This window comes from [Leptolyngbya] sp. PCC 7376 (assembly GCF_000316605.1).
Classification (GTDB): Bacteria; Cyanobacteriota; Cyanobacteriia; order Cyanobacteriales; family MRBY01; genus MRBY01.
Window position 1 is genome coordinate 2854690 of the sequence record NC_019683.1, and the last position, 16966, is coordinate 2871655.

The following is a 16966-nucleotide window of genomic DNA, read 5'->3' on the forward strand; positions in this document are numbered from 1 at the left end:
CATCACACCTTAAATCAATCGTTTATAGCTCACCAATATCCTCTTGAATTTGGGGAATTTGTTTCAATTTCTTTTCGCCGAAGGGGCGGGCTAACGGTTCACCGATAAAGACACCTTGACCAGGCCACAACACACTTTGCCAATAGCTTTCAATTAATGTGGCTCCGTCGAGATAAGACTCAATAACTAAACCTGGGTCAGGAAATTTTGTTGGGAAATTACAAGGTTCTACCACTGTGCCATAACTCCCTGTCGCACCAGCTTCAAGCCATTCCAAGCTACTCATTTGTCCGGAGTTTGAGTTAGTCAATTGTCCGCCAAAAGATGTCAAATGATCGGCGATCGCCCCCGGTAAAAAAGTAAGGGTATTCAGCTTATCGATCTTCGGCCGTCCAGTGAAATAAAACATCACATCATCTTTATCGGCGATCGCATCCTGCTGCAAAAATTCAATCCGAAACCGGGAACCCAGAAACTGCTGGACAAAAGTAAACTTGTCAGCACGACTACTACGAGAGGAGTCAGAAGTTTTGAGGAGATAAGCCGTTTCTTCGGGAAAAGTTTCATCTGACATCACCCCTCGGTCAATTAAAGCTTTCGCCTCAATAAAATTTCTGGCTGCCAGCATCATGGTTGGACGTATCTGATAATCACCATAGGGACGAGTACTATCACGATTAAAGTAGGGATTAGGCGCTGTTGCTTTACACCCACTAGCACAATATTTTTCGTCAAAACCGAAGGCGATCGCACTGGTAATCGACATACAATCCACTCGATAGGGAGCTGCCCAAGTCAACGCATAGCCCTGAATTTGCGATGTACTTTGCCGATAAATCCGCCGTCGCAGACTCGAAAATTCGTTCCGAGATATTTTTTCTTGGCCAGGCTCAAAATCTACATAGATCATATTTTCGTCAGGGATGCGGCGCTGAGCTTGGTAATAATTGCCAATTTGCACACTCAGCGGGTCAGCTTTATTCACCACAACCCCAAGATTTTGTGCCGTAAATCGATAGTCATAATTATCAATCTCTTCAACGATCAACCATTGATAACTCAGCAGTAACGCGAGTATTAGACCAATAAATCCAAATCCTAAAATGTCTAAACGCAGATATTTACGGAGTTTACGCAGATAATTCACCATGTCTCAATATGCATCTTTCTCAGGTGGCGATCGCCCACTGACCCTAGCATAGAGAAATTTTTTCTAACCCTCTCCTTAAACTGACAAAATCTTTATTCTCCCGCCCGTTGCAAAGAAAAACGATCGCCCCTATTGCCCCAGCCACAGAGCAATAAAGATGGCGATCACCTCTATTTAGTCACGAAATCAAAAACTTAAAATGGCATCTTGAGATAATCCTGCAAACTACTACAGCCCAAATCTCGCAGCACCGCATAACAATGCTTACAACAAGGGCGCTGCAACTCTTCCTCCAACTGAATTTCCCAATCCTTGCAATTACATCGCAGGCCATCCGGCTCAACTACCACCGAATAAACCTTTTCATGGACTGCACTCTTACAGGCATACAACGTTTTCGTGATCCGACGGAGTAGAATTTCGCGACTTTTCTGCTGGCGAAAATCCACAAAATCCCGCTGAAAATCCAAAGGATCAACCGTATTAATCTTGCCATCCTTAAAATGCACCAGCACCGCACCATTACGCCATAAAGAAACTCGTTTCACCTTTTTACTTGTAATTCGTTCGGCAGCACGAACAGAGAAAAAATAGTTATTACTCATCAGTATCTCGCTTCCCGCAGTATCAGAGAACAACACGAAATCAGCTTTAACGCCTCCTCTATTATAATATTTTTGTACTGTTTTTGGGGTGTAAAAGAGAAAAAAGTAGTAAATCAGTATTCAAAAAACAGGATTCTTGTGGTACATTTATATTGTTCAGATTTTCAGGTGTCACAGTCACTATGTCTTGCAACACTCTTGACGCGCTTCAGTACCCCTTAAACCTCAACCAGTCTTTAGTTCCCCGCCCATCCGACACATTCTTTTTCATCGTGGAGGGAGAATCAGGCAAATTTTTAGGTTTAGATGAGGGAGATCTATTGGTTGTTGACCGCACTGTCTCCATCGCTCCCGATCAGATGGCGATCGCCGTTTACGATGGCCAATTTGCGTTAGTACAGCTCATCGAAGAACACAAAGATCTCAGCGTTCGACTGAGCGAAAAATCAGTAAAACTTTTTGCAGATACCGACTTGGATATTTGGGGCATCGTTACAGGATTAGTGCGACAGTTCTAAACACAAACATGCGCGGACTAATTTCACTCAAATACCAATCATAGATTTGCCACGGTGGGGCGATCGCCAACAATACTCTTCACTTCAAGGGTCGGCGATCGCCTTTTTTTTAACCATTTTCAAACAACAAAAAACAGTTCCTTGCCCCTAGACAAAGAACTGCAGTTCTCTCAAATATTTCTAACCTGGCTTGTATTAATTAGCTAATCCCTTCTTCTTGCACCTGCTCATCGTCTTTCTTGCGCTTGGATGCAGCTCCAAATATACCAGCTAGAGTTGGCAGAATAGCCGCAGGAGTAGGTACTGGATTAAATGACTTTGGCTGTGCCTCATACCATTCGCTATATCCAGAACCAATAGACTGAACATGATATGCAAGTCCCAACTCTTGATAAGGCTTTGTAGTAAAAGCTAAAGCCAACTCTTCTTCCGTCACGTCGGGATTCATCAAGTTAAATGTGATGGATAAAGTATCGCCTGGTGTAATAGTACTTTTCTTATTACGTTTGGCCGGATCAGCTGCTATTTGGACACCCCATCCAGCATTATTATTAATTTGACTGCCGCCAGTTGGCGACCAATCAATTGAATAATTCGTCTGTCCAACGCTAGAAACTATCGCTGCATCCTTCTCAAACCACTTAAAAAAACCATCTGTGTCGTCATTCGGTGTACCGCCATCAGTACCGAAGTAGATAGTTGAAATCTTTGTGCCGTTATCCTGAGCAATCTTATTCTCAATCTCAAAGGTAACAGTGCCGTCTAGAGCATTCTTTTCAAAACTGATACCGAACCAATCTGAGTTAGCGTCAGGATTGCTGTTCGTATTGAGTGAATGGGATTCCAACATCACTAACGCATTAGCAGCAGGAGCGAGAAGCATCGACCCAACAGCAAAAGCACTCAAGGCGATCGCCTTTAAGCAGATAGATTGAGTGGTGGTTGCTTTAAACATCGAAATTATTTAGAGAAAGTTATCGCCGAAATAAATATGAAAGAAGTTTCGAAAAACCGAAAGATGCACAGTCGAGAAAAACGAATCTTGCGTCGTCTTCCATATCAACATAACAAAGAAATACCTACGTGAAACCTTCCTCAACTGGTGGATAGCCAACAAAATCTACTCTTTCAAGAAACACCCATACAAAAGCTTCACCTTAGCTTCACAAATCCTAGAAGCAAAAATAGAAAATCGCTCATTCAACAATTGCCAAAAGGCTTTCTCAGTAAATATTTCAAGAAAAAAGACTTGACTTCACAGAAGCTTCATAAAACTAGTGCTTTTCATGAAAACCAAAGTTTTTAAAGTTTACAGATACCTTTTTAAAGATTGTATGAAGGTTATCTTTTAGTAACTCTTCTTGAACACTTTGATTATTGAAAATCCTTTCATGAGAACAATAGCTTTTGATGAACCTCTCCTGAAACGACAAACAAAGTTCTGAGTGCAAAAACTCTTCCAGCGATTCTCAGGCGACAGCTCTCTAAATAGAAAAAAGCAATTTCTTGCTAGCTATACAAGAAATTGCCACATCTCAAACTATTTCGGAAATCCTTTAGCTATCTTCTTCTGCGTCTTCATCCTTCTTACGCTTCGATGCAATCCCAAATAAGCCACCAAGAACAGGAAGTACAGCGGCAGGAGTGGGGACAGCTGTAGCTACATGAGATGGAAGATAAACATCATTGCGATAGTAAACACTGATGTGAGAGAGACTCGGCTTAGCGTTGCCATTCCCTTTCACAATACCCTTCGTATTAAAGTTACCTTCTGTCGTTTCACCGTCCCAAAGATAGGCACTAAAACTCGGGCCACCTTTAACTGAGAAGAAGAGGTCACTAATTCTGGAGAAATCCTCGCTGTTTTTAAAACTATCCTTGAATGACCATGAATATTTTTTTCTACCAAGATCTTGGACTTCAAAAATATCATTACTGCCAGAAGAACCATCTATCTTAGTCAATTCTTCCCAGCCATCAAGCTCGAATAATTCTGTGTCAGTACCAATTTGGTTGGAATCATTACCAGAATAAACACCTTCACACTTTACAGTGCCTTCAAACTCTCCCGCGTTACAATTCACTTTTGCACCAGAAAATGCAGTAAGTGCATGCGCATCAGGAGCAATCAACAAACCACCAACCGCTATTGCTGTGGCAGAAAGAACTGTTGAATAGTTCCTTATATTTTTTATCTGCTGTTTCATCTTTAATACGATCTGACCTTAAGTTTTCAATAGGTATGGCTAGATGTGAACCCAAATTAGCTTTGAACTTTATTGAATACAGACCTCGTTGTATTAAAAACAAGTTGTCTGAGAAAGAGTAGCTATATATCAATTTGACCTGATTGTAATGCCATAAAATCATCAGTGTCTTCAGTGATCACACCTAGAAAACACTAGGTTTCAGCATCTTATTTGTATCTTTATAAAAGCCAGCTTTTCACCTATTTAAATCTCGTTTTTTCTTTATCTCTGCTTTACAAACCACGTAAATACTCGAATGTTTTAGTTGTGAAGAGAATCCGGAACATTTAATTAAGCGAAATGTCGGAAAATGTGAATGCAGTCATCAGAAATTTGGAGCCTTAGACTTCTAGACTATTGAGAGACAAGCAATATAATTGTGAAATTTGCGACACTAACGATGTTCTATTCCAATAAATCCAGGGGATTTGATTAGCTCTCTGCGGCGATCGCCCATCTTCTCTACCAACATGGTCTGCAATGAGCAGCACAAAATATCGCCCAAGACGATTTCATAAACCTATTAATTTTTTCGCTCACAGTCAGCGGAGTTGAATAGCTCTCCTATTCATCGCCTTGACGTTGATTTTTTGTTTTTTCAATTTCGCGGCGCAACTCTTCGACTTGGCGACGTAGATCATCGACTTCATTGCCATCTTCTTCTTCAGTCTCGACATCGACAGAGCCAGAATCTCCTTGAGCATAATTGCCAGCCTTAACGTTGTGATACTCTTTCGATTCTTCCCATTCTTTAATAAAGGAGAGACGTTCAACAGGGAAAGGATGGCCGAGAAAAGTCCCATTCCCCCCGTTATAGAGCAGAAATTTATAAATCTGGTTAAGTTGCTCTTGATCAAGATCTTGATAATCCTGAGATTGCTGAGTGAATTCCCCTAAACTCAACTCATTCACGTATTTCATGCTGCCGCCAGACAACTTCATCATCGTGCGAAAAATGGGGTTGAGATCATCGGTAACAAGTAAGGCTGCGCGATCTGCCGAGAGTTCAGCTTTCCGTCGCCATTCATAAAACGCATAGAGTAAACCTGTCGTCACTAACCCGCCTAAACCGAGGGTGATTTCGCCGACAAAAGAGGCTGCTCCCATGGCCCACATTGCCATTTGAGTCAAAACCGGATGCTCGCACTTTAAATGACCTAATTCATGGGCAATCACTGTCCGCAATTCATCTTCTTCAAGTAGATCTAGCAGACCACTATTCACCACAATATAAGGATGTTCAGTCCCTAGGGTGTAGGCATTAATAATCGGGTTTTGATCGACATATAGCGTCGGCTCTGGGGAAATATTCAGATCCCGCATACATTCGCGAAACATTCCGTAGAGCGTGGAATATTGGCGCGGCCCCACTTTAATCGAATTCCCCATCAGATAAATCTGCTGGGGACGTTCATAGATATATTCAACAAAACGGCTGGCAAGAAGTTTAAAGCCAGGGAGGTTGCGGAGGGCTTCTTCTGCTTGGCGATCTAAGGGATGGCGAAAAGCTTCGCTCGAAATTCCGGGATAGGTCGGCATGGGATTCTTCCTCCGCTGCTATGCTGTCGTGAAAGTTTTTTGTCTAAATTTATTAGACAGTGGCTTCCTCTAACATTAGCTTAGATGATTTGATTGCGTCGGGAATCTCAATGGGATAGTTGCCATCAAAACAAGCGGTACAGAAATGTTGGGGGTTCTCGTTGGTGACTTTGAGCATTCCTTCTTTGCTGAGATAAGTAAGGGAGTCTACCTCAATCTGCTCGGCGATCGCCTGTTGTGTTTTCGTGGCGGCAATCAACTGATCTTGATTATCTGTATCAATGCCATAGAAACAAGGATGGGTTACAGGTGGCGAAGAAATGCACATATGGACTTCTTCTGCTCCAGCTTGTCGCAGTGCCCGCACAATCTTACGGCTAGTCGTACCACGAACAATTGAATCGTCTACGATAATAATGCGTTTCCCATGCAAAACATCCTTGAGAGGATTGAGCTTCATTTTGATCCCAACTTCACGCATGTGTTGCGTCGGTTGAATAAAGGTACGGCCCACATAACGATTTTTAATGAGGCCTTCACCAAAGGGAATACCAGAAGCACGGGAAAAACCAATCGCAGCAGGAATACCAGAATCTGGAACACCCATCACTAAATCAGCTTCAATATTGGATTCGCGAGATAGCTGAGCACCCAGGCGTAGACGGTAACTAAAGAGCGTTTCATCATGAAATACGCTGTCAGGACGTGCGAAGTAAATCATCTCAAAAACACAGAGTTTTTTATCTGGTGCTTCTGACCATTGAGTTGACTGTAAACCTTCTTCTGTAATCCACACCATTTCGCCGGGATTCACATCGCGGAGATATTCAGCGCCAATAATATCGAGGGCGCAGGTTTCAGATGCAAGGACAAATCGTTCTGAACCATCCTCTTCTTCTAATATGCCAATCACGAGAGGACGCACACCATAATGATCCCTTGCTCCGATCAAACCATCGGGTGTGCCAATCACAAGGCTAAATGCACCCGAGCAAAGTTTAAAAGCGGCAATGGCAGCATCATGCCAATCCATGCCTTGATTCACATAGATGGCGATCGCTTTGGCGATCATTTCCGAGTCAGTGGTGGTATAAAAATCTAGATTATCGCTAAGAGAATGGAGCTTTTCTTTGAGCTCAATCGTATTCACAAGGTTGCCATTATGAGCAAGCGCTAATGTTCCTAAGCGCGTCTCCTCTAGGGCAGGTTGCGCATTACAAGAATGACTAGAACCTGTGGTCGAATAACGGTTATGTCCTACCGCCCAAATACCAGGGAGTTCGTTCAGTGTCTCCTCGCTGAATACATGGGAAACCAAACCCATATCTTTATGGCAATGGACGCGTTCACGGTCAAACGTTGCAATGCCTGCTGATTCTTGGCCCCGATGTTGTAGCGCAAAGAGTCCAAAATATGCCAGTTTTGCCACCTCCTCAGTAGGGGCATAAATTCCGAAAACACCGCAATATTCTTTCGGTTTATCGGATTGAAGGTCAGCAGAGACAGTTTGGGGGACAGTCATCCTACAGGTTGCGCTCCTAGCGTAGTTAGATCGAAAGCAAAAGGACAGTATAGCAACGACAAAGATTCAGTTAATTACCGAACAAATGACGCGACTTTAACGTAACTTAATACGAAATTAACATTCTGATTATCAACTATTTTTGGCGTTTGGCAAGTAAATTATCCTCTAGTTAGTTTATTTTTGGAGGATTTTCTGGTAAGTGTTCAACATCCCAACGGGGCGATCGCCACATTTTCAGGAAGGCAAAAAGCAATCTAAATTCATTTAGATGCGTTGACGTAAACTCCGGCCGTGGGTATCGGTCCCGCAAGTCAGCCAGAGCTCGTATTTTTCTCCGATAGCTTTCATTGTCGCGGTGTGTTTTACGCTGGTATGCCAAGGATCTGGATTGTCATAGGCATAGTATGCTTCGATCCCATCAAATCCGAGTGCAGCAGCGGTAGGGATCAGTTCCGGCGCTGGACGACGATATCGGGCTGGGTGAGCCAAAACAGCTAAGCCACCAGCTTGATGGATTGCCTTCACAATAACTTCTGCATTCGCTCGCTCCCCTCGCTGAATTTCTCGCTGGCGATAGTACTTTAGTGCAGAGTGAGTCGGATCGAAGCCATAACCCAGAATATGTACCTTCGTCTCACCTAAAACACCATTAATCTCGATACCCGTCCAGAGTTTTGGGAGGGATCGATCTGAATTCTCATTCTGTTCAGCTAAGTAGGCTTGGGCAGAAAAAAAGCCTTTAACAGTATGGTGATCGGTAATTGCAAAGCCGGATAATCCGATGGCGATCGCCTGATCCACAATTTCTTTAGGGGTAAGCTGACCATCCGAAAACACCGAGTGCATGTGGAAGTTGTAGTGGAGAGGGCAACTCGTCGGGGTAATCTTGCGCCAAGCACCTTTTAAAGCTTGGACATCTTGAGCCGCAGTGGCTGTAGATAAAGTGAAAGTCATAGTTGTATGAGCGATCTAATTCCAGACCGCAGAACGGAGACAAAGCCAAAAACTAAAAAGGTTTTAAGTGTGAGTGTGATTTGGGTAGGAAGGGAAAATATAAAGATAATATAAATTTTTCTTAATACCGTCACCATAACAGAGATCCTCTGATCCCGGTGTGAGTACCGCCCATGAAAGCGATTGGATTATTTGATGAGGGTGATGACTAGGACTGAAGACAGTGGGGTTAATTCTTGACCACAGTTGGCGATCGCCACACTGAAAACCTGATTAATAAACGTATCTTTCTCTTTATTCTAAGGGGAATATTTTGGAACTGAGGGTTTTTGGCAGCGATTTATCACCAATCGTTTAAATTACCGCGCTGGGCCAGTAGAGCAGAGCCATAAGCCGCATCAGGATTGGGAGAGGCAAGAACCGGACAAGGTAACTGGGTTTCCCGCATTGCTGTCCATGTGGGATTTTGGGAACCTCCTCCAGCCGTGAAAATTTTGGTTGGTTTAGGAGCACCTAATTCTTGTAATTTGCCGTAACCCATTGCTTCAATACGAGTCATCCCTTCAAACAATCCTTGCAAAAATTGGCGATCGCCCTGAGGTCGTGGCGTTAAGCAGGGCTCTAATTGCGGATCATTAATCGGGAAACGTTCTCCAGGCTTCAATAAGGGGTAATACTCCAAATTTGTTGAACTGCTGGGATCAATCTCGCGACTCAGTCGAATTAGATCATCTTGTTCAAAAAAATGTTTTAGGACAGCTCCCCCAGTATTGGATGCACCACCTGTTAGCCAAAGGTTTCCGAAACGGTGACTGTAAACTCCTGAAGCTTTTTCGTTGACTGGGTGATCGCTGAGCAACTTTAAAACCAGCGTTGAACCAAGGGAGGTCACAGCTTCTCCTACTTTGCTGGCACCACTCGCAATAAATGCGGCAATGCTATCGGTTGTTCCAACACAAATTTGGCAATGGGGATTTATATCGAATTGGGTGGCGATCGCCGGCAAAATTTCAGCAACAGTTTCGCCGGGAGTCAAAACCCTTGGCAGCATCGGGAAAAGAGGATGATTTTCCAACCACCCTGGGTAGCAGAGTTTTTGGACATCAAAGCCAAGTTTGAGAGCATTATGTTCATCACTAAGACCCCATCTTCCATGGAGAATCGCCCCAAGCCAATCTGCCTGATGGAGAAAATATTGAGCTGTTTTTGTAAAGACTTTTTCGTCGAACCACAATAATTTTGCCAAGCTCAATGTTGCGGATTGGACGAGGTGTTCGGGAGGAGCCAGTTTTGATAACTTTTCTAGTTGCGATCGCCCCCGATTATCGTTGTAGAGTAAGGCTTCAGAAACTGGTTGACCATCCGTATCACAGAGCAAAACAGTGCTAGATGTACCATTAATGGCGATCGCCGCAAGATTTTGAGCAACGTCTTTTTTAAGTGATTGGAGGAGCTGAAATAACGTTTTCTGCCAAGCTACGGGGTTCTGCTTTTCAAGAGGCAAGGCAATAGTTTGGCTAATCTTTTGATCTGCATCAATGGCGATCGCCCGCGCGCCGGAGGTGCCAAAATCAATGCCCAGAAAATATGTCATGCTTCAAAAATATTTAGCGTTTTTTAATAGCTTTGCGAACCTTAATAAGCTCTCAACCGTCTCAGTTATTAAGCTTGTAAACATCATAGTTTAAGGAATTTTTGGTTCGATTCTCAGCGTTTTACACCAGAAAACTGTAAAGAATCAATGTAGAGAAAATTAGCACTCCAATACCCGCCTATTTAGCCATGCTCAAATCACTCAACAAACTTCTTCTCACCAGTAGCTTGGCGATCACCCTAGGTTTCTCGGCAGTCATGCCTAGCACAGCGCAGACCCTCGACGAAAAAATTGTCAAGATGGAACAGGGCTTAGAAAAAGAATTTGAGACTTATTTTGACAGTGATCTGGCAACAACAAATCAGCTTCCAGAAGAGATGGCGAAAACCTTAGCGCGCATGGGAGAGGCAACGAATACGACGCCAGCAGTCCTATGGGCTATGCCCCGTGAAGATCATTTGCATCTCGTTTTAATCACCCCGAACGGTGAACCTATTGCCCGCAATCTCTACGATCTCCCCAAAACCAAGGTAAGAGAAATCGCGAATCAATTCACGCGCAGTATCACCAACCCTCGTCGCCCCTTTAATCAGCGTATTGCCAAAGAACTTCACCAAGCTTTAATCGAACCTTTTGAGCTAGAGTTTCTCCAACCCACAGGCATTGATACACTCCTAGTTTGTATGGGAGATGGCCTGAGGAGTCTTCCGCTCGCAGCACTCCATGATGGCGATCACTTTTTAATCGAGAAATACGCCGTCACCCGTATTCCCGCTTTTAATCTTATTAACCACGAATATAGTGATATTCAGCGTGGCGGCATTTTAGCGATGGGAGCCTCAGAATTTGAGGAGCTAAAGCCTTTGCCAGCAGTCCCAATCGAACTCGAAACGATTGTGGAACAATTGCGCTCGATTAAACCCGCTAAAGAAGAATGGCACGAACTGTCTCTCTTAAATCAAGACTTTACCCAAACCGATCTACAGGCTCTACTGACCCATCGCGCCTTTGATATTGTGCACCTCGCGACCCATGCAGAGTTTATGCCGGGCAGTTCCAGTCAATCTTATATTCAATTTCACGATCGAAAATTAACCCTCGAAGAGATGCCAAAATTCGACTGGAATCAGGCTGATGTTGATTTATTAGTACTCAGTGCTTGTCGTACGGCAGTGGGAGATAGTGAGGCTGAACTCGGTTTTGCAGGACTAGCGCTACAGCTAGGTGTAGATTCGGCGATCGCCAGTCTCTGGAATGTCAATGATGCGGGCACACTTGCCCTTATGGGAGATTTTTACCAAGAACTCTCTGTGCAAAATACAAAAGCGGAAGCCCTCCGCCAAGCTCAACTTAAAATGCTGCGCGGCAAAATTCAATTTGAAGGCGATCGCCTCCTCCTCTCACGAGGTAGCGTTGTGCCTATTCCCGATGACCTCAGTAGCCAAATCCCTCCAACCAAAGACCTCTCCCATCCTTACTACTGGGCTGCCTTTAGTATGATCAGTAGCCCTTGGTAAATAAAAAAATCCCCCTTGACTAAGGAGGATTTAGGGGGATCCAGTATTTCTGAATTAACCGAAGTAATTATCTATCTCGATTAATTACGCCAAACCAGCTACTGCCGGATGGAAAAAGAATGCTAGGCCCAGCACGGTGTAGGTCGCGAGGAGCAAACTTCCTTCAAGCCAATTCGAATTACCATCTGAGCTGATCGAGTTCGCAATTAAAACAGCTACAGCTACAGCAACAAGTTCAAAAGGATTGAAGTTGAGATCCATCGGCTGACCAATTATCCAGCCAGAAATTACGAGGACAGGTGCAACAAATAGCGCAATCTGTAAGCTCGATCCAACAGCCACAGACACAGACAAATCCATCTTGTCTTTCAGCGCCACAGTAACCGCCGTTGCGTGCTCAGCAGCATTACCAATAATTGGCAACAAAATCACACCGGTGAAAAGAGGGCTAAGGCCTAACGTTTCCGTCGCTTCCTCAAGGGAGCCAACCAATAATTCTGACTCCACAGCCACAGCAAGGGTAACAACTAATAAAATACCGACCCAAAACCAAAGATTTACTTTTTCCTTCGCTTCTTCTTCAGTTTCGCCTCCCTCTTCGACCTCTGCAACACCGACATCATAGAGATAGGAATGAGTTTTCATCGAAAAGAGTAACGTCAAACCATAAACGCCAATCAAAACAACGGCAACAGCAACAGAAAGTTTTTGCAACGTGCCCTCGGGAAGACCAGTAGACGTATATTGCACTGCTGTGGGAATCAAGATGGCAATAACGGCAAGGTTCATCGAAGATGCATTGAGGCGTGCCGCAGTGGGTTGAAAGTCTTGCTCCTTAAACTTCAGGCCGCCAAGCAACATGGCAAAACCCATCACAAGAAGAAGGTTACTGATAATTGAGCCAGTGATCGTCGCTTTTACAACTTCCACAAGACCTGATTTAAGGGCGATAAACGCCAAAATTAATTCTGTCGCGTTACCAAAGGTGGCATTGAGGAGACCACCAAGGTTTGGGCCAACCACCACGGCAATTTCTTCTGTGGCTTCTCCCATGAATGCTGCCAGGGGAACAATACCCAACGCAGCAGTACAGAAAACGGTAACGGGACTCCATCCCAAATATTCTCCAGCAATGGAGACCGGGATAAAGACTAGCAGTGCTAGAAAAAGGGTGTTTTTGTTCAGCATAAGCAGGTATGTGTTTCGCTAATGACCAATATAGATGCGCTGCCCAGATTCGTAATTATTTCTGGCTTTAGTTCATCTCATCGTCACTGATTGCCATGGGGTCGTCAAGCGAGAAAGTATTTCACATCCAGATTTCGCCCAGAGCCTGAGGTAACTACAACATCAATCGGTACAAAACCGGAAATACGCAGGGCGATCGCCGCCGCCTCACCTCCATTTGACATCATCAGATTTCATTTGTATTATGTTTGTAGTGTGAAGAGAATAAGAGCAATGACATATCAACCCCTTCCGATGAAAACAGAAAAGCCTATCTACTCTTGGGCAGGCCACGAGTTAGCCTCTCGCGAGCTCCAGATGGCAAAAAATGTCGCCTCTCTTCCCTTCGTCTTCAAGCATGTTTCCCTAATGCCAGACGTTCATTTGGGTAAAGGTGCATTAGTCGGTTCTGTACTCGCTACGAAAGATGCTGTTATTCCCGCCGCTGTTGGTGTGGATATTGGCTGTGGCATGGCAGCAATGCAGTTACCTTTCAAAGCAGAGGAACTCGACGGCAAACTAAAACAAATTCGTCGCGATATCGAAGCGGCTATCCCTGTCGGCTTTAACCAAAACAAAGATGTCGATAAAACCGTAACCAACTGGCAAGGTTGGCATAGTTTCAAAGATCTCCACAAGGGCGTGAAAAAACTGGAAGGGAAAGCCCTCAAACAAATGGGCACCCTCGGTGGTGGCAATCACTTTATTGAGGTTTGTCTGGACGAAAATGACAACGTTTGGCTAATGCTACATTCTGGCTCTCGTCATATCGGCAATAAATTAGCTCAATGTCATATCGGCACAGCCAAAGAATTAGCGCGACTCTCTGAAACGAAATTACCGGATCCTGATTTGGCATATTTCGTAAAAGGAACGCCAGAATTTGATGCCTATTGGCGCGATTTGCAATGGTCTCAAAATTACGCTCGCTTTAACCGCGACGTAATGATGGAGCGCTTTAAAAAGATTGTCGAAAAATATCTTGCTGGCGGCAAACCCAGTAAACCTGTTTTATTCGTCAACTGCCACCACAACTACGCCGAGAAAGAAACTCATTTCGACGAAGATGTTTATGTCACTCGTAAAGGTGCAGTACGTGCTCGAACGAATGATTACGGCATTATTCCCGGTTCGATGGGTGCAAAGTCTTTCATTGTGAAAGGGAAAGGTAATTTGATGAGTTATTGTTCCTGTTCCCACGGTGCGGGCCGCTTAATGTCTCGTACCAAGGCGAAAAAGCAGTTTACCGTCGATGATCTCGTCGAACAAACGAAAGGAGTGGAATGCCGAAAAGATCATGGCGTCATCGATGAAATCCCTGGTGCATATAAGCCCATTGAGGAAGTCATGCACCAACAGGAAGATCTCGTCGAAGTTGTTGCGGTTCTAAAGCAAGTACTCTGCGTTAAAGGTTAATGATATCTAGTATTTAAGGGGGCGATCGCCGCTCCCTTTTCGTTTGTCCTTTTAATTTGCTTTATCCCTTTTCTCAAACCTTTTTCCTCGTTAAATCCATCACGTGAAAGGATTCAGAAAATTGCGTGATTAGTATACAATTGGGAATGCTGTCTTTATATGAAAAATTTTAGATTAATTTCATGGCAAAGAAATCGATGATTGAGCGCGATAAGAAACGTGCTCGCACAGTCGCCAAATATGCTGCAAAGCGTGCGGCTCTCAAAGAAGCTTTCAAGACTACTGAAGATCCCCTCCAGAAGCTCGAAATTCACCGCAAGATTCAAAACCTTCCCCGCGATAGCTCTCCTACTCGGATGCGCAACCGTTGCAAAGTAACAGGCCGTCCCAGAAGCTACTATCGTGATTTTGGTCTCTGCCGTAACGTCCTCCGTGACTGGGCACACCAAGGTTTACTTCCTGGCGTTGTAAAGTCCAGCTGGTAATTTTTCGTTAGCTTTAATTTTTATTTTTAAATTTTTAACCGTATTGCGTCATCGGTGGGTGAAACTAAATTGTTTCACCTTTTTTATTGGCGTTTTTAAAGGACAATCAACCACCTGTATCCATTCTGAAACCTATTAATATTCATAGCAGGCAAGGAGTGGGTTAAGACAGAATAGGATAGAAGCAATAAACATAGATGCCATGCCTGCTCCCCATAGTCTTGATTTACGCCTAAAAGCTGTTGCCGCCTTCGATAAAGGTGAACGAAAAAGTGATATCTGTCGCTTCTTTGGTATTAGCCGAAATACGCTAGACCTGTGGCTGAAACGACGAGAGAAAATCGGTTCAGTCGCTCCGAAGACAGATTACCGTCGAGGCCCTCAACCGAAGATTAATGATCTAGATGCTTTTCGTGCTTTTGCAGAGAAATATGGGCATCTAACCCAGAAGGAAATGGCGGAGAAATGGCCAGAGTCTATTAGTGATGCATCCAGACGTGAAGCTCTACGGAAAATTGAATTTACTCGAAAAAAAAGACCTATCGATATCAAGAGAGAGATAAAGAATTAGAAAAAGCATTTGTGGCACAACTGAAGCAGTATGTCCAAGAACGACTCGTATATATCGATGAAAGTGGATTTGATAATACCTTAGATTATGGGTATGGCTACTGCCATAAGTCAGAGAGGTTTATCGCAGAGAAGTTAGGTCATCGTACAGAACGAGTTAGCGTGATTGGAGGATGGCGAGAGGGAGAGCAGATAGCACCGATGGTATTTGAGGGCTATGCCAACAGCGCCTTAGTTTGCCAATGGGTAGAGGATTGCTTAGTGCCAGAGTTGATTCCGGGTCAAATTATTATTCTGGATAATGCCAGTGTTCATCCAAAGGAAAGAATACAAACATTGGTGGCGAAGGCAGGATGTGAAGTGATATTTTTGCCACCCTACTCACCACACCTGAACAAGATAGAGAAGTTTTGGGGGAGGTTAAAGAAGGAGGTAAGTAAGCTCATCAAGAAGACTGAGGATTTGTTCGATGCCATCAGAATAGCCTTCTGTTCTATGTCCTAACCTTCTCCTTCGCTGCTATAATATTCAGAAAAATCCCCATAAAAAACATCTCCAAAAATCACAATAGAATCGCAGTTTCTGGAGATATCTTGAGTAACTTGGAGGCTTTCGTTTTAGGACTTAACGTAAAGCGAAAGAGTTTCGGAATAGATTTCTTCGGATCCAGTACGTTCTTGGAGAATTTTCCGTGCCATAACAATCAACTCAGAAGGCAAACGAGGGGGACGGGCAGGAGGGAGAAAATCTGAGGGATAAGAGTCAGGAATCGGTCGTACTGCAGGAATTTCACTCGCTTGCTTGTTAATGAGATTCAACTGTAAGCGAGGTGTATCGCTATTTAATACAGATTTATCACTGCTACAAGCCATATTTGCAAGGGTAAATGCATGGGTGAAAGCAACCACATCTTGTCCAACTTGAGAACTATAGCCTCGGAAGTAAGGAACAATATGCTCACCAAAATTGACATAGTATTCGTCACTATTAAGGTACGAATCAATTTCAGCTTCGAACCCATCTTCCCGAAGAATTTTAGTATGTTGACGGACTTCCTCTTGATTTTGAGGCGCACGACCAAGGAAATGCTTGAAGTTCAGCTCGATAAAAGTAGATGTAGGATATTTTTCCCAAAACAAAGCCTGGTAGCGACCACCGACAGCTAATTCACGAATAAAGTCACGAACAGAAATCTCACCAAAGCGAAGCTGAGACTCTGCTTTGACTAGACGCTCACTATCCATAACGTGAGCATTACCAAAGATTTGTTTATATGCAGCTCTAATAACAAGGTCTTTATCTTCTACAGAGTCTGCATTTGACCAAATAGGAGTGCCCGTGGTGAGTCCATCACGATATTTTTCAGTGAGGCTCTTGTCTGATGTTTTAGGAGGTTTGGGTGGTTCGGCTGCTTTTGTTTTGAGGGGAGGGGCAGCTGTTTGTGCTACAGGTGGAGCTGCCGGTTTTTCAGCGACCGCAACATTAGAATCTTGATTGTTATTGAAGAGACTCTTAAATTGACTAAACATATGTATAAGGTCAGTCCCAGAATTAATAGGTTTATTAGTAATTTTCCCAAGATTTTATCATGGTGAAAGTAGGTGCGCGGGTGCCATT

The 16966-nt window shown here is 43.8% G+C and carries 15 protein-coding genes and 1 pseudogene; 5 read left to right on the plus strand and 11 right to left on the minus strand.

The genetic code is table 11. The features are described 5' to 3' along the window. Positions 1-22: 22 nt before the first annotated feature. Positions 23-1150: a TIGR03790 family protein gene (locus LEPTO7376_RS12720; RefSeq protein WP_015134581.1), complete on the minus strand. Its 1128-nt coding sequence runs from the start codon at positions 1148-1150 to the stop codon at positions 23-25. A gap of 194 nt (positions 1151-1344) precedes the next feature. After that, a complete protein-coding gene (locus tag LEPTO7376_RS12725) occupies positions 1345-1755 on the minus strand; it encodes an SWIM zinc finger family protein (protein ID WP_015134582.1) in 411 nt (136 codons plus the stop codon). 182 nt (positions 1756-1937) lie between these two features. On the opposite strand from LEPTO7376_RS12725, the gene LEPTO7376_RS12730 reads away from it, so the two are divergent. Then, complete coding sequence (locus tag LEPTO7376_RS12730) at positions 1938-2273, plus strand: LexA family transcriptional regulator (RefSeq protein ID WP_041763574.1); 336 nt, start codon at positions 1938-1940, stop codon at positions 2271-2273. A gap of 199 nt (positions 2274-2472) precedes the next feature. Here LEPTO7376_RS12730 and LEPTO7376_RS12735 read toward each other — a convergent pair whose 3' ends face one another. From LEPTO7376_RS12735 to LEPTO7376_RS12765, 6 genes are all read right to left on the minus strand, one after another. Further along, entirely contained in the window at positions 2473-3228 is a 756-nt protein-coding gene (locus LEPTO7376_RS12735) for a PTPA-CTERM sorting domain-containing protein (RefSeq protein WP_015134584.1), read from the minus strand. Between the two features lie 601 nt (positions 3229-3829). Continuing rightward, the gene (locus tag LEPTO7376_RS12745) at positions 3830-4480 is read right to left on the minus strand and encodes a PTPA-CTERM sorting domain-containing protein (RefSeq protein ID WP_015134585.1); all 651 of its coding nucleotides are present in this window, start codon (positions 4478-4480) and stop codon (positions 3830-3832) included. Positions 4481-5086: 606 nt separating this feature from the next. Then, positions 5087-6061 (minus strand): M48 family metallopeptidase, encoded by a 975-nt coding sequence (locus tag LEPTO7376_RS12750; protein WP_015134586.1) that lies wholly within the window; start codon positions 6059-6061, stop codon positions 5087-5089. Positions 6062-6113: 52 nt separating this feature from the next. Continuing rightward, positions 6114-7583: an amidophosphoribosyltransferase gene (purF, locus tag LEPTO7376_RS12755; protein ID WP_015134587.1), complete on the minus strand. Its 1470-nt coding sequence runs from the start codon at positions 7581-7583 to the stop codon at positions 6114-6116. A gap of 267 nt (positions 7584-7850) precedes the next feature. Then, positions 7851-8540 (minus strand): PHP domain-containing protein, encoded by a 690-nt coding sequence (locus LEPTO7376_RS12760; protein WP_015134588.1) that lies wholly within the window; start codon positions 8538-8540, stop codon positions 7851-7853. 343 nt (positions 8541-8883) lie between these two features. After that, positions 8884-10134, minus strand: coding sequence for an FGGY-family carbohydrate kinase (locus LEPTO7376_RS12765; RefSeq protein ID WP_015134589.1), 1251 nt, complete (start codon positions 10132-10134; stop codon positions 8884-8886). A gap of 188 nt (positions 10135-10322) precedes the next feature. Between LEPTO7376_RS12765 and LEPTO7376_RS12770 the strand changes: the two genes are divergently transcribed. Further along, positions 10323-11651 (plus strand): CHAT domain-containing protein, encoded by a 1329-nt coding sequence (locus LEPTO7376_RS12770; RefSeq protein ID WP_015134590.1) that lies wholly within the window; start codon positions 10323-10325, stop codon positions 11649-11651. Between the two features lie 84 nt (positions 11652-11735). Here LEPTO7376_RS12770 and cax read toward each other — a convergent pair whose 3' ends face one another. Together cax and LEPTO7376_RS28400 are read right to left on the minus strand one after the other, a co-directional pair. Further along, a complete protein-coding gene (gene cax / locus LEPTO7376_RS12775) occupies positions 11736-12839 on the minus strand; it encodes a calcium/proton exchanger (protein ID WP_015134591.1) in 1104 nt (367 codons plus the stop codon). 104 nt (positions 12840-12943) lie between these two features. Next, complete coding sequence (locus LEPTO7376_RS28400; RefSeq protein WP_015134592.1) at positions 12944-13066, minus strand: hypothetical protein; 123 nt, start codon at positions 13064-13066, stop codon at positions 12944-12946. 46 nt (positions 13067-13112) lie between these two features. Here LEPTO7376_RS28400 and LEPTO7376_RS12780 point away from each other — a divergent pair, with 46 nt between their 5' ends. The 3 genes and pseudogenes from LEPTO7376_RS12780 (at position 13113) to LEPTO7376_RS29090 (ending at position 15853) form a co-directional block, all read left to right on the plus strand. Then, a complete protein-coding gene (locus tag LEPTO7376_RS12780) occupies positions 13113-14294 on the plus strand; it encodes an RtcB family protein (RefSeq protein WP_015134593.1) in 1182 nt (393 codons plus the stop codon). 182 nt (positions 14295-14476) lie between these two features. Further along, on the plus strand, positions 14477-14779 hold the full coding sequence (rpsN, locus tag LEPTO7376_RS12785) for a 30S ribosomal protein S14 (RefSeq protein WP_041763585.1): 303 nt from the start codon (positions 14477-14479) through the stop codon (positions 14777-14779). A gap of 202 nt (positions 14780-14981) precedes the next feature. Continuing rightward, a pseudogene (locus LEPTO7376_RS29090) lies at positions 14982-15853 on the plus strand (IS630 family transposase). Positions 15854-15966: 113 nt separating this feature from the next. On the opposite strand, the gene LEPTO7376_RS23575 reads toward LEPTO7376_RS29090, so the two are convergent. After that, positions 15967-16878: a phycobilisome rod-core linker polypeptide gene (locus tag LEPTO7376_RS23575; protein ID WP_015134595.1), complete on the minus strand. Its 912-nt coding sequence runs from the start codon at positions 16876-16878 to the stop codon at positions 15967-15969. Positions 16879-16966: the final 88 nt, after the last annotated feature.

Coding starts and splice junctions, on each gene's coding strand:
- LEPTO7376_RS12720 (WP_015134581.1), bottom strand. CDS start 1,150: ATGGTGAATTATCTGCGTAAACTCCGTAAATATCTGCGTTTAGACATT.
- LEPTO7376_RS12725 (WP_015134582.1), bottom strand. CDS start 1,755: ATGAGTAATAACTATTTTTTCTCTGTTCGTGCTGCCGAACGAATTACA.
- LEPTO7376_RS12730 (WP_041763574.1), top strand. CDS start 1,938: ATGTCTTGCAACACTCTTGACGCGCTTCAGTACCCCTTAAACCTCAAC.
- LEPTO7376_RS12735 (WP_015134584.1), bottom strand. CDS start 3,228: ATGTTTAAAGCAACCACCACTCAATCTATCTGCTTAAAGGCGATCGCC.
- LEPTO7376_RS12745 (WP_015134585.1), bottom strand. CDS start 4,480: ATGAAACAGCAGATAAAAAATATAAGGAACTATTCAACAGTTCTTTCT.
- LEPTO7376_RS12750 (WP_015134586.1), bottom strand. CDS start 6,061: ATGCCGACCTATCCCGGAATTTCGAGCGAAGCTTTTCGCCATCCCTTA.
- purF (WP_015134587.1), bottom strand. CDS start 7,583: ATGACTGTCCCCCAAACTGTCTCTGCTGACCTTCAATCCGATAAACCG.
- LEPTO7376_RS12760 (WP_015134588.1), bottom strand. CDS start 8,540: ATGACTTTCACTTTATCTACAGCCACTGCGGCTCAAGATGTCCAAGCT.
- LEPTO7376_RS12765 (WP_015134589.1), bottom strand. CDS start 10,134: ATGACATATTTTCTGGGCATTGATTTTGGCACCTCCGGCGCGCGGGCG.
- LEPTO7376_RS12770 (WP_015134590.1), top strand. CDS start 10,323: ATGCTCAAATCACTCAACAAACTTCTTCTCACCAGTAGCTTGGCGATC.
- cax (WP_015134591.1), bottom strand. CDS start 12,839: ATGCTGAACAAAAACACCCTTTTTCTAGCACTGCTAGTCTTTATCCCG.
- LEPTO7376_RS28400 (WP_015134592.1), bottom strand. CDS start 13,066: ATGATGTCAAATGGAGGTGAGGCGGCGGCGATCGCCCTGCGTATTTCC.
- LEPTO7376_RS12780 (WP_015134593.1), top strand. CDS start 13,113: ATGACATATCAACCCCTTCCGATGAAAACAGAAAAGCCTATCTACTCT.
- rpsN (WP_041763585.1), top strand. CDS start 14,477: ATGGCAAAGAAATCGATGATTGAGCGCGATAAGAAACGTGCTCGCACA.
- LEPTO7376_RS23575 (WP_015134595.1), bottom strand. CDS start 16,878: ATGTTTAGTCAATTTAAGAGTCTCTTCAATAACAATCAAGATTCTAAT.